The organism is Flagellimonas marinaquae, from assembly GCF_003992675.1.
Lineage (GTDB): Bacteria > Bacteroidota > Bacteroidia > Flavobacteriales > Flavobacteriaceae > Flagellimonas > Flagellimonas marinaquae.
Window position 1 is genome coordinate 356444 of record NZ_RZMZ01000015.1, and the last position, 17875, is coordinate 374318.

The following is a 17875-nucleotide window of genomic DNA, read 5'->3' on the forward strand; positions in this document are numbered from 1 at the left end:
TTTAATTTAGGTTAAAGCGTTCTGTCTCCTTAAATGGAGAAAGGTCCAATGATTCAATGGAAGTCCGGTACGATTTCCATTCGTCATTAAAGAAGGCATTGGTCTTGTCCAATGCAGCCTTTAGTTCTTCTTCGGCAAACCGAATCATTCTACGTTCAGTTGCCGTTATTCCAGATTTTCGGGTGCCCACATAATAGGAGGCATTGCCCAATCTGGTCATCACATTGGGTTCTGGGTCATCCGTAATGCCCTGACGTTTGTCCTCTTTGCCCAAATACAGGGCCACAACGGAATCAATCTGTTTTACAATGGCTTCTGATGCCTTGATTTGTTCTTTAAATTTTTCTTCGTCCAACGCTTTGAGCTCTTTTTTGAACTTGTTGGCCAAATCCTTGCTTTCCACTAATTGTTTTACGGCATCTGCAGCGGTTTGGGTATAACTTTCCAACTTTTTGCTGGTTTCGTACACTTCATTGATGGAAGCTAGGTTTACATCCAATCTTGGGTCGGTCCTCACTGTAACCGAAGTGGAATCGGTCGACTCCCCATACATCACCTTAACTTGGTAGGTGCCGGGCTTTACCTCTACGCCACCGCGCTCCCGGTTTCTTTTACTGATGGTTCTGGAGGGGCGGTCTGGACCTTTTTCATCCAAGTTCCAATAAATCCTATGGAAACCAGCCTTCTCTGGAGTTTTGTATTTCACGGTTCTGATGAGCCTATCGCCATCATAAAACTCAAAAAAGATGGAATCCTTTGTTTTTTCTTTGGATTTTTCACCATCAGCCTTTTTCTCGTCCTCCTCTTTGTCTTCTTTGGCCTCTTCCTTGTCTTTTTGGCTACCCTCTTTCAAGTAGTAGGTAATCATCGCCCCAGATTCACGGTTTTCACCACTGTAGATGGCGTCCCCTCCGAACCTGCCTCCTGTAGGCTGTTGATAGGCGGCAAGGTAGGCATCCGGGCTGTCGAACAAACTGATGTCTTTCTGCAAAACGGAAGTGTTGCCTGCCAATTTTCGCAATGGGCGGATATCATCCAACACCCATGCGGCCCTACCGAAGGTTCCTATGACCAAATCCTGTTCCCTTGGATGAATGGCCAAATCCTTTGTGGATACCGTTGGGAAACCTTTGTCCCATTTTTTCCAGTTGCTTCCGGCATCCAAAGAAATATAAAGTCCATCATCAGTTCCCAAGAACATCAAATTTGGATTTTTCGGGTCTTCAATAATGGAAAGCGTGTAGCCTTTTACATCATTTTCATCAACGATACGGGTCCAAGTTTTTCCGTAATCCTTGGTCCTGTAGGCATAGGGTGTATAATTGAACCGTCTATAATCGTTGGCTACCAAAAGGGCTTCTCCTTTGTTGTTCTGGGATGCTTTTATTTGTGGAATCCAGCTCCCCGTAGGTAATCCTTTTATGTTTTTGGTAACCTCGACCCATGTGTCACCTCCGTTTAGGGTATAGTGTACCCGGCCATCATCGGTTCCTACCCAAAGCATATTCTGCTCTACAGGGGATGGTTCTATAACAATAATGGTACAATGGTTTTCTGCACCTGTGGCATCCATGGTAAGACCTCCGCTTTCGCTCTGCTTTTGTTTTTCCTTATCGTTGGTCGTCAAATCGGGGGAAATCACTTCCCATGTCAAACCTTTGTCCGTGGATTTGTGCACAAACTGACTTCCAAAGTAGACCGTGCTGTTGTTGAACGGATCTTGACCAATGGCTGCGTTCCAGTTGAACCGAAGTTGGGTGTCCGCATCTGGTGGGGTAGGCCGAACGATATAGCCATCACCCGTTTGCCAGTCATAACGGCTTACATATCCTTGTTGGCTCATGGCGTAACCGTAGCGGCTATCATCTGGGTCGGGAACCACATCAAATCCATCGCCAAAAGCGATTTCCTGCCAGTAGCTATTGCGAATGCCTTGCTGTTTCCAAACATAGGCAGGCCCTCTCCAAGAACCGTTGTCTTGCATACCTCCATACACATTGTAGGGGTATTCGTTATCGGTGCTGATATGGTAGAACTGCGCTACGGGCAAGTTTCCAATAAAGCGCCATGTTTTCCCGCCATTTTTGGTGATATTGAGCCCTCCATCATTACCGTCCAACATAAATTGGCCGTTTTCTGGGTGAATCCACCACGCATGGTGGTCGGGGTGAACGCCATTGTCAACGCCATAGGCTGGCATCAATTGGGTGAAATTTTTACCGCCGTCTTCCGAAACATTGATGTAGGTAAATACAGAATAGATCCTGTTCTCATTTTGGGGATCTACGTAGATTTCGGAGTAGTAGAACGGACGGTTGCCTATATCATCCTTATCGTTGATTTTTTCCCATGTAAAACCACCATCGGTAGATTTGTATAGGGCATTTTTCTTGGCTTCTACCAAAGCGTAAACAATATTGGGTTTGTTACGTGCAATAGCTATCCCGATTCTTCCCAAATCTCCTTTGGGAAGACCGTCCTCGGGTGTAATTTTTTTCCATGTTTTACCACCATCATGTGTCATGTGCAGTCCGCTTCCTTCACCTCCAGAGGTAAAGAACCATGGCTCACGTTTGTGCTCCCACATGGCAGCTATCAGTTTATTCGGATTGGTGGGGTCCATTACTAAATCGGCAACGCCTGTTTTGTTGTTTACAAAAAGGACCTTTTCCCAGGTTTCACCTCCATCTGTGGTCTTGAAAACACCACGTTCAGGATGTTCGCCCCAAGGGGACCCTATTGCTCCCACATAAACGGTGTTGGGGTCGGTGGGGTCAATAATTACTCGGTGGATGTGCCTTGTCTTTTCCAAGCCCATGGATTTCCAGCTCTTTCCGCCATCCAAGGATTTGTAGATACCATAACCTCCGTTCAAACTGTTTCTAGGGTTACCTTCCCCGGTACCCACCCAAATAACGGATGGATTGGATTGTTGGATGGCCACCGCACCGATGGACCCAGTTACTTCATTATCGAAAATGGGCTCCCATTTGATACCGCCTGAAGTGGATTTCCATAAACCGCCAGAAGCAGTTCCGACGAACATGACATCGGGATTGGAATGGACCACATCAATGGCAGTTACGCGTCCGCTCATTCCGGCCGGACCTATGTTTCTTGGTTTCATGTCTTGAACCAGATCCATACTGAATTCCTGCGCTGAAAGACTGGCAGCAATCAGCAGCAATACAAAGAAGATTGATTTTTTCATTAGTTGGGTTTGTAGTTTTTCTGAGTTAATTGGGCAGTTAATGGGACTAAATTCTTTTTTGGAAAGCCCCTAAATAAATCTGCCGCCTAAAGATACCAAAAACACTTGCCTCATTTCTTAAAGGGATGTTAATGAAACCTAGGATTTGATGACAGGAGTATTACTCATTCTTATAAATCGTACCGTCCTTCATCACAAATTTTACCTGCCGTATTTTTGAAATATCCAGAACGGGGTTGCCTTCCACGGCTATAATGTCCGCCAAATATCCTTTTTGAATCATCCCCAATTCCTGAAAATGTAGAATCCTTGCGTTTACAGAAGTGGCGGATTGCAATGCTTGTAAAGGTTTCATGCCATAATCGACCATCAATTCCAGTTCCCTATAATTTTCACCATGGGTAAAGACACCAACATCTCCGCCGAAAACAATTTCCACCCCAGATTCAAGGGCCAATGCAAACGATTTTTTCTTTTTGGCAATGCGTTCTGGGTCGGGTTCTTTGCCCTTTTGCCACCCCTTGTATTGTTCTATGGCATCACCTGCGGCCAGGGTAGGGCAAAGGGCCACTCCTTTTGTTTTCATTAATTCAAAAATCTCTGCAGTGCCTCCGTCTCCGTGTTCTATCGTTTCCACACCACCCAGGATTGCCCTGCGCATCCCTTCCGGAGTACTGGCATGGGCCACCACATAGCGACCAGCTGTAGTTGCTGTTGCTACCATGGCATCAATTTCTTCCTGTAAAAAGGTAGGCTTGGAGGGTTCATCCTTTCCCCAGCGGTAATCGGCATATATTTTGATCAGGTCAGCGCCGTTGCCCAATTGGATGCGGACTTCTTCCATCGCCCTGTCCTTTCCGGTTACAGGAACTGCTCCTAAGGGTACCTTTACCGCATCATGGAAGCCTTTTGGGCCATAGGCTCCAGTAGCGACTATGGCAGGCCCGGCCATTAAAGTGCGCGGTCCTGGAACTAATCCTTCATCAATGCTCTTTTTTAGATAGACATCCGTGTAGCCCGCCCCTTCAGAGCCAAGGTCACGCATGGCTGTCACTCCTGCAAACAAGGATTTTTCGGCATGTACCACGCCGCGAATAGCTCTTTCCACAGGTGATTCCTCCAGCACTTGGTCGTTCCAGTCTGTTTCATTGTAAGGGTGCAAGAGCAGATGTGAATGACCTTCTATGAGGCCCGGCATCAGCGTCATTCCCTCAAGTTTGATTGCAGTGTAAGACCCTGCATTTTTCAGTTTTTCCAAGGGTCCTGCGTGGGTAATTCGGTTCGAATCAACAGCGACTACCCAATCGATATGCATTTCCTTGCCATCAAATACCCTATCGGGAATCAATAAGGTTTGGGAGTGAATTTGATTCAAAATCAGTAGAAAGAGAAACAGGATAAAATGTTGTGGGTGCATATTGATATTGATTGTTAATCCATTTTGGAACTATCGAGCAATTCCTGTAGTTGGTTTTTTGAAAATACTTGACGGCCTTTGATGACGGCATGTATGTTTTGGGTATGTTCGATATTTTCCAAGGGATTAGCCTCCAAAATGACCAAATCCGAAACTTTCCCCTCGGAAATACTGCCATAATCTTCGGTCTGATTCAGGAACTTGGCACCATTAACTGCTGAGGTACGAAGGGCATTCAAGGGAGAGATTCCGTTGGCTACCATGGTTTGCAGCTCCTGGTGAAGCGATATCCCAGGGTAGGTATAGGAATTGTAGGCGCCACTATCCGATCCTGCCAATAGTTGAACCCCAGCCGAGTCTAGGGATTTGGCCAGTTGGCCAAAAAAAGTATCCAACTGTTTTCGGTTTTTCCTTGATTCCTCCGATGCCCGAAGGGCAGATTGGATACGGCCTTGGTAGGTCTTGATGATGCCGCGGCCCATGTAGCCGAGGTATTCGTCGTTACTGTGGTCAACTTCATCCAAATAACTCAATGTTTTGCCAATGTAAAGCGTGGGAACCACAAAAACATCATTTTGCTTTAACCTGCTGAAGGTAGCTTGGGCCGTACTATCCGAATAAACACCCATAAGTGCCGGCATGGCATCCCAAAACCCCATTTCACCCTTGTTTAGTTTTTCCGTGACCTCTGCTTCATTAGCAGCACAGCCCTTCATTATGTAATATAGATGCTCAATACCATCCATGCCAGCAGCCACTGTTTCTTCCAAGGTCACGGTAAACGGCATGTGTCCCGATACGGTAAACCCTCTCTTTTTGGCTTCCTCTATGGATTTGAGATAGTTTTCAGGAGAAATCCTACTGTCATATATTTTCACGAAATCAACACCTAGGGCTTCCAAAGAATCCAGTGCTTGCAACACATCTTGCTCGTTTTCTACTTCCAATGAACCTGCCCAACTGGCATTGGGCCCATCAATTTTGGGACCGGCGGTAAAAATCGTAGGTCCGTTCAGCTCTCCGGCAGCTATTTTTGTCTTCCAATTCATCACCGCATGCGTAAGGTCCCCACCGGCATCACGTACCGTGGTGATTCCATTGGCGATGAATAGTTTTAAAAAGTTCTCGTTGTTTCCAATCAAGCTATCACCCCCACGCAAATGGATATGATTGTCCCAAAATCCGGGCATTACATATTTTCCAGAGGCATCAATAGTAGTCCTGGCCTTGAATTCTTGAGTGGAATCCACCCCTTGCACGGCAGCTATTTTTCCGTCCACCAAGAAAATATTTTGATTTTTGACCGTACCGTTTTCCAGATGTATCACTTGCGCGTTGGTTATGGCCACATCATAGGTGTTGACATTTTCTTTTTTGCAGCTGGCAAGGATAAAAACTAGGAAGAAAACGAATAGTCGAATCATATGTGGTTGATTTAAGAATCCTTAAAGATACCTGATTTTTATTTTGATGCTTTTTGTGTTTCTCGGCTTTTTTGGTGACTTTTAACAAAAACCAAAGTTTGAAGGCAAAGAAACCGAGTTGGTTCTATTTAGTTTTATTGATTCTCTCGGGTGAGGCCATTTTTATTCTACCCTTCGTATTGCCCCGCGTGTTTAGGCCTACTGTTCTGGATGTGCTGGAGTTGGACAATGTGGAGTTGGGACTTTGCTTTTCGGTTTATGGCCTGGTTGCCATGGTCTCATATGTTTTTGGAGGTCCTTTGGCCGACAAGTACCAACCCAGAAAGTTAATAGCCGTTGCTTTATGGATGACAGCACTGGGAGGTTTTTTGTTTGCCCAGTACCCAGCATTATGGGTGCTTCAGATACTCTATGGGTGGTGGGGATTCACCACTATATTTCTTTTTTGGGCGCCTATGATCAAGGCAACCCGAATTTGGGGCGGGACTGATTCCCAGGGAAAGGCCTTCGGTTTTTTAGACGGTGGACGGGGCCTAACGGGCGCATTGTTCAGTTTGTTGGGAGTTTTGATTTTTTCATTTTTTTTGACGACCTCGGCGGATGTAGCTGACTTGCCCGACCGAAAAGCAGCGTTCACCTATGTACTGTATACTGTGTCCATCATCATTATTTTGGTGGGTATTCTGGTCTGGTTTTTCATGAAGACCGGGGATGGGGAGAAAGAGGTAATCCTTGAACGAATATCTTGGAAAGATGTCAAACAAGTTCTGAAGCTACCATCGGTGTGGCTTTTGATGATAATCATTCTTTGTGGGTATGTGGGATATAAAATCACCGATATTATCTCACAATATGCAGAAGAAGTAATGTTGTACAATCAAGTAGAAGCGGCCAAGGTGGGAACTCTGTTGCAATTTTTACGGCCCGCCACGGGCATTCTGTTTGGGCTTATTGCAGACAGACTGAGGATTACATGGTTGCTGTTCGTTGGATTTGTTTTTGCCTTGATAGGTGGACTGCTCTTTGCCAGCGGTGTGATAGCCCCAACTACCATAACGTTGTTTTTTATCTCCGTATTGATTATTGCTGTTGGAGTATATGCCATACGGGCCTTGTACTTTGGGGTGATGCAAGCCGGAAAAATCCCATTGACGCTTACGGGAACCGCCGTTGGAGTGATTTCCTTGATCGGGTACACCCCAGATGTATTCGCTGGTCCAGCTTATGGAATGCTATTGGATGCCCATCCTGGAGAAGAACTGGGCCATCAAAACGTGTTTTGGATGTTGAGCATATTTGCTTTTGTGGGCGGAGTAGCTGCCTTTATCTATCATCGAAAATATGGCAAAGAACCTAAAAAGAACTAAGGAATTACCACGCTAAACGAGTTACAGAACATCAGGAAAGCGAACAAATCGTTTATTTTTACAATTTGAGACAATAGAAACTAGTTTTCAGCAAAATTGTAATTATATTGCCACTTCATCAGCATTTTGCTGGTAATCAAAACTAAACTTTACAACAATTATTTATGCACATGAAAAATTACATTTTAGGGGCCTTTTGTCTCCTTTTTGTATTGGTTGGCTGTGAAAACAAACGTCAAGGCCCGCCAAAGCTCTTGGTCTTTTCAAAAACAATGGGCTTTAAGCACGCTTCGATTCCAGCCGGCATTGCTGCGTTGGAAAAATTGGGGCAGGAAAACAATTTTGTCATTGATACGACCACGAACGGGGATTTGTTTACCGACGAAAACTTGGCGCAATATTCTGCCATAGTATTTTTGAGTACCACTGGTAACGTTTTGGAAGCAGCCCAAGAGGCCTCATTTGAACGATATATTCAATCTGGTGGAGGTTTTGTGGGTATCCATGCGGCCACCGACACCGAATACGATTGGGGATGGTACAACAAACTGGTGGGGGCACAATTCCTCAGCCACCCGGCAGGCACCCCGGAAGCCGATTTTATTATTAAGGATACAAACCATCCGGCCACCTCATTTTTTACGGATTCCATTTGGCACCGAACGGACGAACTCTACAATTTCAAAAATTTCAATGAGGATGTAAATGTTCTTGTGACGGTCGATGAATCTACCTACGAAGGTGGTGAAAACGGCGATTATCATCCTATGGCCTGGTACCACGAGTTTGATGGTGGACGTGCTTTTTACACAGCTGCAGGGCATACAGATGAAAGTTATACCGAAGAATTGTTTCTGAACCATGTTCTGGGAGGAATCAATTATGTCATTGGAAAAAACTTGGAATTGGATTACGCCAAAGCCAAATCGCAGGTGCCACCAGAGGCCAACCGTTTTAGCAAAGTGACACTTTCCACTGGACAATTTTACGAGCCTACAGAAATGACCGTACTTCCGAATAACGATGTTCTGGTCGCCCAGCGTAGGGGAGAGGTAATGCTTTATGTTGCCGAGACCCAAGAGTTGAAACAGGTCGCCTTTTTGGATGTATACCACAAAACATTGGAAACACCGGGAGTCAACGCCGAAGAAGGTCTTATGGGACTTCAAAAGGACCCCAATTATGCAGAAAATAACTGGATATATCTCTATTATGCGCCAACAGGCGATAAATGGGTGAACCGCTTATCACGATTTAAATACAAAGATGGAAATTTTGATATGGATTCGGAGCAGGTGATACTTGAAGTGGATAGCCAACGTGAAATCTGCTGCCATACCGGAGGTTCCATTGCATTCGGACCTGATGGGCTGCTGTATTTGTCAACTGGTGACAACTCAACTCCTTTCGATGATAAAGAGGCCAAATATGTGAACAGCGGTTATGCTCCATTGAACGATATGCCCGGAAAGGAAAATTTTGATGCTAGACGTTCTTCTGGTAACACTAACGATTTAAGAGGTAAAATTCTTCGAATTAAAGTAAAAGAGGATGGTAGTTACGATATCCCAGAAGGAAACTTGTTTCCCGTCGGTACCGAAAAAACCAGGCCTGAGATCTATACCATGGGACATAGAAACCCATACCGGATTTCCGTGGATATGAAACGTGGATATGTGTATTGGGGCGATGTAGGACCTGATGCGCGTGTAGATAGCTTGAAAACAAGGGGTCCAAGAGGATATGATGAAATGAACCAAGCTCGAGAGGCAGGTAATTTTGGTTGGCCTATGTTCATTGGTGACAACTTCGCTTACAGCAAATACAATTACGAAACGGGGGAGACGGAACGACGGTTTGACCCCGAAAAGCCTATCAATGATTCCAAAAACAACACCGGATTAAGGGAATTGCCCCCGGCCAAACCGGCTTACGTGTACTATCATTATGGCGAAATCCAGGACTTTCCACAGGTAGGTTCAGGTAGCCGTAACGCCATGGCAGGACCAACCTACTGGTCCGATATGTATCCCAATGGAGGAGGTCTGCCCTCATACTACGACGGAAAAGTAATCATTTATGATTGGATGCGTGGCTGGATGATGGCCGTGCACCTGTTCGAAGATGGTACTTTCAATAAAATGGAACCCTTTGCGAAAGACATTGAGCTCCACAATCTAATCGATATGGAAATGAGTCCAGACGGACGCGTTTACTTGTTGGAATATGGAAGTGGTTGGTTCTCGGCCAATCCTGATAGCGGATTGAGCTACATTGAATACAACGGGGGCAACCGTGCTCCGGTCATCGACAGTTTTATCGTAAACAAAGATGCTGGGTCACTTCCCCTGACCCTTACCGCAACGGTTGAAGCGTACGATAGGGAAGGAGATAGCATGACCTATGTTTGGGATTTGGGAGACGGTACCACTCAAGAAACGGAAGAACCCACTTTGACCTATACCTATAACAAGGCTGGATCTTATAAATTGAACGTAACCGCAAAAGATGTGGCAGGAGAGGCGGTGTCCAGTTTGGATAAGACCATAATCGCTGGGAATGAGCGACCTGAGGTCACAGTAGACCTGGAGCAAGCCAATTCATCGTTCTATATTCCCGGTCAGCCCATTAATTATAAAGTTACCGTGACCGATGCCGATAGTGAGGTAGATGAGGACAACGTGTATGTTTCCGTGGAGTATCGTTCTGGAATGGATGAGGTGAACATGAACTTGGGCCATCAACAAGTATCAGGGGCCGTGATGGGCAAGGCGTTGACCCAGAGCTTGGATTGTAAATCGTGCCATAAGGAAAAAGAGGCATCTATTGGGCCAAGTTATTATGACGTTTCGGAGAAGTACAAGGGAAATCGTCGAATCACCAATTACTTGATGGCCAAAATCATAGCTGGTGGTTCAGGTGTTTGGGGCGAAGTGGTAATGCCTGCACATCCCAATGTAACCCAATTGGAAGCTAGACAAATTGCTCAGTATATCCAGTCTTTGGCCGGCGGCGACAACAAACAACCGTCCCTGCCATTGGTAGGTAAGGTTACCCCGGAAGCCAAGCAAAACGGAGAAGTATTCTTGTTGACCGCTAGCTATACCGATGAAGGTACTGGAGAAGCACTGCCATTGACAGGTTCTGAAACGATAGTTTTGGCCAGTAACAGTATGTCCTTTCCCGAAGGTACGCCCACGGAAGGAATGCAGGCCATGACCTTTGGAGGGATGCAATTGCAGTTATTGAATGCTGCCGAAGGGTGGTTGAAAATGGAGAACACCGATTTGTCGGGAGTTTCTAGAGTGATGGCCATGGTGGGATGGCAAGAGCCACCCAGCATACCCTATACCATGCAATTGAGGGCAGGAGCCCCTGATGGTAAAGTATTGGGTACTGGAAGCTTAAATCCTTCAGGACTTGGAGGTCAAGGAACCGCAGTGGTCATACCCATTGAAAAGACGGATGGCGTACAACCCGAGCTGTATCTAACTTACAAGGCGGGGGGGGAATCCTTCGGTCCATTCGCCATAACACAGCTACAGTTTAATTAAAGAGTAAATAACCAACCAACCATAAAAAGGGGCCAGCAGTTTTTGCTGGCCCTTTTTTCGTTTGTACGGATGTTGTTTGACTTTTGACTTAGAGTTGTTCTGTTTCGATGTAAAAGTTATTGTCAACCTTTAGTTCAGTTCCCTTGATGGATTCCGTTTTCCATTGAGACGAAGGAAACAACCATTTTTCCGCATCTCCTTCCCAAATCCTGATGGGCATATCAAAACCTTCCACAATATCCACGTATCGATAGGTGATGGAACCGTTTTTCAATTTGTATTCCAATTTTGGAATCATTGTCGTACGTAAGTATTGATCAAAGAATGCGGACAGGTCTTTTTCTGTCTTGTCGCTCAAGTACTGTTCTATCTCTTGTGAGGTTACGGTTTGATGATAAAATTCTTTGTTGATTCCTCTTAAGATTTGACGCCATTTCTCATCATCTTCCACCAATTGCCTAAGGGTGTGCAGTATATTGGCACCTTTGTAGTACATATCACCAGAACCTCTTTTGTTCACACCATACGGGCCAATGATGGGACTGTCATTCTGGATATTGGCTCTTGTTCCAATCACGTATTCTTCCGCTGCTTTGGTTCCAAAATGATAATCCAAGTATAGGTTTTCCGAGTATGCCGTAAAGCCTTCGTGTACCCACATATCAGCGATGTCTTTGTATGTGATATTGTTGGCGAACCATTCGTGTCCCGCTTCGTGGATGATAATAAAATCAAACTGCAATCCCCATCCTGTACCAGAAAGATCACGGCCCAAATACCCATTTTGATATTGATTCCCATAGGTGACGGAGCTTTGGTGCTCCATGCCCAAATAAGGCACTTCAACCAGTTTAAAGCCGTCCTCATAAAAGGGATAGGGGCCAAACCAATGTTCAAAGGCCTGCAACATCATAGGAGCTTGTACAAACTGTTTTTTGGCTTTCTCCAAGTTTTCGGGCAGGACGTAATAATCCAAGGGCAAGTTGCCTTTTTCACCCTCATAGGTTTCTCCAAAGTGAACATAATTGCCAATGTTCACATTAACCCCATAATTGTTGATGGGATTTTTCACCACCCAATGGTAGGTAGTAAAACCGTCTTGCTCCTCAACACTTTCCAATTGCCCGTTGGACACATCCATAAGGTCCTTGGGAACGGTTACACTGATGCGCATACTGTCTACTTCGTCGTACATATGGTCTTTATTGGGCCACCAAACGCTGGCACCAAGACCTTGGCACGAAGTAGCTACAAAAGGATTGCCCTGCGCATCCTGTTTCCACGAAAAACCTCCATCCCATGGGGCACGAACAGCCTCTCTTGGGTGCCCAGAGTAGGTGATTTTCAATTCGTTGAAATCGCCGGGAACCTGTTTTTTCTTCAGTTGGATGAAATGCGCATTGCCTTCCGAAGTAAACTTTAGCTTTTTGCCATCCTGCGAAACCGAAATTATTTCCATGGGTCGTTGAAGGTCAATTTGAAGCGTTTGCTCCGCTTCAAGCACTTTATACCTCACCACATTATGGCCAGAAATAAACTTTTTTGATGGCTCCACTTTGACGTTGAGGTGGTAGTGGTTCAAATCCCACCATGCCCGTTCGGGCGTGATACTACCACGAAGTGTATCCTGTTTGGTGAAATTTTGGGCGGATAAAATACCCAGTCCAAAAAAGAAAACTATATAACATGTATGCTTCATACTGACCAAAATCAAATGGGTCCCTGTAAAGAGGATCGCGAACCGTTACCTAAATATCTTATTCGGGAATACCACAGGGCTTTCGTGTCCATCCTTGCCCACGGCAGCAACGCCAAAGAAGAAGTTATCGATGACAATCCCTTCCAGGGTGTGCTCATTTACATCGCCCACGTACTTGTAATTGTCCCAAGTGGGGGAGGTGGTATCCCTCCAATAAATTTTATAACCCACAGCGTTCTCCACCTTGCTCCAACGCAATTTGGCGCTTGGTTCCACAATTCCCCCGATTTCAACAGTTTCTGGAGTTGGTGGCGCCCAGGCAATGGAGGCCAGGCTAATGGCATTGACCGCCGTTAGTTTTTTGGCGTATTCAAAATTGACGTGTTCCAAAACATCTCCATAGGCGATACCATCTTCTACCCGAATGTCCTGATGCTGTTGGGTGTAGTTTTCATGGGCTTCCATAATTCGGATTCCAGCATAACCCATATCGTTAAAAGGTCTGTGGTGACCACCTCTACCAAATCTATCCAGTCGATAGATCATCATGGGGTTCATTTCGGGCATATAGGTTTTGGTGGTTTTGTAGATATATCGAGCCAATTGACGCGAAATCCCATCTACTTCTCCTCCATAAAAACGTCTTGCTCGGCGCTCTTGTTCTGTTTCGGTAGGTGGTACCGGTTCCGAAAAGATTCGGAAATCCCTATTGCTTACTACGCCATCGACTCCTGTAATGTTGCCGATCATATCATTGTTAAGGATGCCCACAATGTCCCATCCTTTTTCCTCAGCGTACTCGGCCAAGCCTTTTCCGCCATAAAGTCCTTGTTCTTCACCCGAAAGTCCTACATAAATAATGCTGCTTTCGAATTGGTATTTGGACAATACCCTTGATGCTTCAATGGTGCCGGCCATACCGCTGGCGTTATCGTTGGCTCCGGGAGAATCTGAAGTGTAGTTGGTTGGATCGCTCACACGGGAATCAATGTCACCGCTCATAATAATAAATCGGTTGGGAAACTTGGTTCCCCTCTGAATGGCAACAACGTTAACCACTTCAACATCCTTTACGATTCGGGCGTTATCGCCTTTTGGGATAAGGTTTTTTTGATAAAACACTTCCAAACAATCATTGCAATCGCCTGAAATCTTTTCAAACTCTGATTTTATCCATCTTCGGGCAGCACCGATACCGCGCGTTTGTGAAACGGTATCGCTCAAGGTGTGTCTTGTTCCAAAGTTGACCAAGGTGGTTACATCACTTTCAATGCGTTCGGCCGAAACGGCATTGATGATATCGTAAATTCGAGTGTCGGTTTGGGAAAAACCAATGGACCCTATGGCCAACATAAGGAGCATAAGTGTATTCTTCATTTTCATGAGGTTTAGTTAGTTTTATGAATTAATTATTGAATAAAGGTAACTTTGGCAATTTCGCCATTTTCCACTTCATAAATGGCAATAGCCTCTATAATTCTTCCATTGACGGTCACGGATTCGTGATCGATTACCTTGTTTCCGATGAAAATTCTATTCTGAATTTCACAATGTAAATCGGGTGTGCTGTCAAAGAAAGCACCGTATTGCTGTATTAACTTGGATTTGCCTTTCGAGTTAAGGGAGTTTGGAAAACTGTAGAGTTCAATACCTTCCGAATAGGTCTCTGCAAAAGCATCAATATCACGGTTGTTGTAGGCATACAGTTGCTCTTGAACAATGGTTTCCGCATCTGTCAAGGGTCCGTCGGGAAAGACAAACGTCATCGAAGCTATGCGCCCGCTCTCCACTTTGTAAATGGCCACTTGATGACCTTCCCTGCCGTCGACCATGGTCCTTTCCTCATCAATTATCATATTTCCGAGAACGATACGATTCACGACTTCCACGCTCGATTGTTTCACGTTTTCGAAGAAGCGTTCATAGTTCTCTCGCATTTTGTCGTTGCCTTGGTACATTTTTTCGTTGGGAAAGCGCTGCACTTCCACATTTTCGGTGTAGCAGGACACAAATGCATCCAAGTTTCTGCTGTTAAAGGCCTTTACTTGTTTTTGGATGATTTTTGCGGGAGAATCTTCCGCCACAAATGCCAAACGCTTGCCATTGGGACTTATCGCTATGCGACTGATGTTGTTGATTTCCTCCAGTCCGAAAGCCATTACCGTCTCCCAATTGGCATCTTCGGCACTGGTATCCAAGGTCAATAATCTTTTGCCCGAACCAGTTATGATCGTGTGCCCATCCAACCAAGAAATATCCTCTTCCTGCCCATAGGTGTTCGCTATCTTTTGGGTATTACCGGTTGCCGGGTCCAAAGAGTGTATCTCCCAGACAGAATTCTTTTTACTGATAAAACTGACCAAATCAGAGCCTGGTATCCGGTGCAAGGACCGACCCACGTTTTGAAAAACCGTGGTATGGGTATCTTCTTCCAAATCGATGACCACCAAATCCATTCGATTTTGTACCAGAACGGTTGCGACCAACACTTCTTTATCGAACCAAACATGGTAACCGATTTTTAATTCCGATAGTGGTTCGGAAGTGCTGTTTTTTAGGTCGTACTCATACAGGCGTTGAAGTCCGTCCACATCCAATCGAATGGCGGAAATGGCCCTTTTTCCAGGGACACGAAGGGGAGAATATTCACTGCCAGTTGTGGTATAGGTCAACCACGAAGAAGTACTGCCTTCGCTCACGTTGAATTGAATCACATCCGTTTGATCGTAACGGGTGGATGCAAAAAGCACGTGGTCATCTTCCCAAAACGAGGGTTGATTGTCGTAACCCGGATTGTTGGAAATATTTTTCGGGTTGCTCAAAACGGGCTTTCCATTGCTAAAGTCGAGGTCGAACAGATAGACCTCCGTCTCCATTTGGGTCCATCCTTGGATGGAGCAGAAGAAACAAACAAGCAAGATGGCTCTCCTCATGGTTTTGTAAATCGTTTTAAAAGTTGCCTTACCTTTTTGGTGTTTTCCACGTGGTATTTGGCTTGGGTTTTCTTCAGTCCCACCTTTACTGTAATGGCGGAATCTGGTAGCTCTTGGAACATAAACTCATCGGTCCAGTCATCCCCGATGGCAAAGACAAAGTCGTAATCATCTTCGCTTAGCATTCGGGTAGCGGCCCTACCTTTGTTTACATTGCTGCTTTTGATTTCCATGACCTTGTTCCCGTTCAAAACGCTAATATCGTCATTGCCGATCAAACTTCGCAATACCGTATTGAGTTCAGTGGCTCTTTTTGTTCCAAAATCAGGGTCTGTGTTTCGATAATGCCAAGCCAAGGAATAGTTTTTCTCTTCAATGAAGGAACCTGGGGTCCGGTCCACGAAAGATTCCAATACTGGACGGATTTTGTTCATCCAATCTCCTTTTACCTGCTCCAGCATTTTAAATTCTTCTCCGTTTCTGGAAATCCATACCCCATGTTCTACGATCATGTTGTAGTGTTTGGGTAGGAACCAACGCCCAAAGGTTTGCTTGTCTCGTCCGCTGATCAAAAACACTGTGGTGTTTTCCTGCTGGTTCAGGGCATCCAATAGTTCATAAAGCTCCTCGTCCGGGGAGGCTTGCTGTGGGTCTTTGTGGAAATCCGCCAAGGTGCCGTCATAATCCAAGAACAGTAATCGTTTTTTCGATTTTGAATAGGCTTCTTCGATGGAAAGCAATATTTCAGAAGACATTTTTTCGGAAATAAAGGCTTTTCCCAAGTCGCGGTTCTCCTTTAGCGCACTCATAAACTCATTGGCCCACACCTCTACGTTGTACCGTTCCAATCTTTTTTGGAGAAAGGTGTTTCGTGAAATCTGTTCATCCAATGGCATGTTAAACGCTCTTTTTAGGGTATCAGCTTGCTCCTCAAAATTATTCGGGTTGATCAGGAGTGCCTCGTTCATTTCGTAGGCAGAACCTGCCATTTCGCTCAAAATCAACACTCCGGATTTATCCGTACGCGTAGCGATGTATTCCTTGGCCACCAAGTTCATCCCATCCCGAAGCGGGGTAAGCCAAGCAATGTCACTAGAGGTGTACAGATCAATTAAACTTTCAAAAGGAAGGGAACGGTAAAAATACCATATGGGTGTCCAGTTCACCGTGGAGAGTTCCCCGTTGATTCGCCCTACCAGCTCATCTACCTCCCTTTTCAATAATTGATATTGTGGTACGTTGGAGCGGGAGGGTACGGCCAATATGATCAATCGAACCTTTTCTTTGTACTCTGGATATTTCTGGAGAAAATATTCGAAGGCATTGATACGTTTGGCGATTCCCTTGCTGTAATCCAAACGGTCTATGGAGAGGATTAACTTGGTATCCGGAGCCGATGCCTTGTGGCTGTCCAACCGCGCTTGCAAATCACTACGTTCTTCTACGCTTTTGGAATCGTGAAGAACGGCGGCATCCCTAAATTTTTTGTAATCGATACCCATGGGGAAGGAGTCCACCTTGATCACTCTGTTATCCAAATAAATCTCGTTAAAGCTCACGTCCAACCCAATAAGTCTCCGAACGGAGCTTAAAAAGTGCCTTTCGTAATCGTAGGTATGGAAGCCGATGAGGTCCGACCCCAATAATCCGTCCAAGATTTCTTCACGCCATGGCAAGGTCCGGAAAATCTCGTATGAGGGGAAGGGGATATGCAAGAAGAAACCAATAGTGGTGTTGGGTCGTTTTTCACGGACCATTTGGGGGACCAGCATCAATTGGTAATCGTGTACCCAAATGGTATCGTCCTCATCCGAATTTTCGATGATGGCGTCGGCGAATTTTTGGTTAACGGCCTTGTAGGTATCCCAAAAGTTGAGTTCAAATTCGGAATACTTCAAAAAATAATGGAACAGCGGCCAGATGGTTCGGTTACTGAATCCATAGTAAAAACCATCGATTTCATCGGAATTGAGCTTTACCTTGGCACAACCATGTTCTTTTAGGGCCTCATCAATTTCACCTTCCAATTCTTCCGGGGTTTCTTCGTCGGTAAGACCGGACCAACCGATCCAGAGACTTTCCCCTCCGCTGTGCACGGATTTCATTCCAGTGGCCAATCCTCCAACACTCGGAATCGCAGTAAGGCTTCCATTGCTAATTTGTAATTGAACGGGTAATCGATTTGAGATTATGATAGTTTTGGCCATGAATCGGTAATTTTGACGTATTTTAATTTTTTCTTTCTTTAAAAATCGGGAAATTCGAGCGCA

The 17875-nt window shown here is 45.2% G+C and carries 9 protein-coding genes; 2 read left to right on the forward strand and 7 right to left on the reverse strand.

Features of this window, described 5'->3' with window-relative positions; all coding sequences use genetic code 11:
• Position 1 precedes the first annotated feature (1 nt).
• The 3 genes from EO130_RS10995 to EO130_RS11005 all read right to left on the reverse strand — a co-directional run bounded on the left by EO130_RS10995 (position 2) and on the right by EO130_RS11005 (position 6052).
• Positions 2-3211 (reverse strand): WD40/YVTN/BNR-like repeat-containing protein, encoded by a 3210-nt coding sequence (locus tag EO130_RS10995; protein WP_127141557.1) that lies wholly within the window; start codon positions 3209-3211, stop codon positions 2-4.
• A gap of 160 nt (positions 3212-3371) precedes the next feature.
• Entirely contained in the window at positions 3372-4628 is a 1257-nt protein-coding gene (locus tag EO130_RS11000; RefSeq protein ID WP_127141558.1) for a metal-dependent hydrolase family protein, read from the reverse strand.
• A gap of 14 nt (positions 4629-4642) precedes the next feature.
• A complete protein-coding gene (locus EO130_RS11005) occupies positions 4643-6052 on the reverse strand; it encodes an amidohydrolase family protein (protein ID WP_127141559.1) in 1410 nt (469 codons plus the stop codon).
• A gap of 98 nt (positions 6053-6150) precedes the next feature.
• Between EO130_RS11005 and EO130_RS11010 the strand changes: the two genes are divergently transcribed.
• Both EO130_RS11010 and EO130_RS11015 read left to right on the forward strand, forming a co-directional pair.
• Complete coding sequence (locus tag EO130_RS11010; protein WP_127141560.1) at positions 6151-7419, forward strand: MFS transporter; 1269 nt, start codon at positions 6151-6153, stop codon at positions 7417-7419.
• Positions 7420-7589: 170 nt separating this feature from the next.
• Positions 7590-10973: a ThuA domain-containing protein gene (locus EO130_RS11015; RefSeq protein WP_127141561.1), complete on the forward strand. Its 3384-nt coding sequence runs from the start codon at positions 7590-7592 to the stop codon at positions 10971-10973.
• An 88-nt stretch (positions 10974-11061) separates the two neighbouring features.
• Here EO130_RS11015 and EO130_RS11020 read toward each other — a convergent pair whose 3' ends face one another.
• From EO130_RS11020 to EO130_RS11035, 4 genes are read right to left on the reverse strand one after another with little or no spacing between them, the layout of a single operon-like run.
• Positions 11062-12672: a M1 family metallopeptidase gene (locus EO130_RS11020; protein WP_127141562.1), complete on the reverse strand. Its 1611-nt coding sequence runs from the start codon at positions 12670-12672 to the stop codon at positions 11062-11064.
• 45 nt (positions 12673-12717) lie between these two features.
• Complete coding sequence (locus tag EO130_RS11025; protein ID WP_127141563.1) at positions 12718-14049, reverse strand: M28 family metallopeptidase; 1332 nt, start codon at positions 14047-14049, stop codon at positions 12718-12720.
• 32 nt (positions 14050-14081) lie between these two features.
• The gene (locus tag EO130_RS11030; protein ID WP_127141564.1) at positions 14082-15605 is read right to left on the reverse strand and encodes a nuclear transport factor 2 family protein; all 1524 of its coding nucleotides are present in this window, start codon (positions 15603-15605) and stop codon (positions 14082-14084) included.
• Positions 15602-17812, reverse strand: coding sequence for a bifunctional alpha,alpha-trehalose-phosphate synthase (UDP-forming)/trehalose-phosphatase (locus EO130_RS11035; protein ID WP_127141565.1), 2211 nt, complete (start codon positions 17810-17812; stop codon positions 15602-15604). Before EO130_RS11035 ends, EO130_RS11030 begins: the two co-directional genes overlap by 4 nt.
• Positions 17813-17875: the final 63 nt, after the last annotated feature.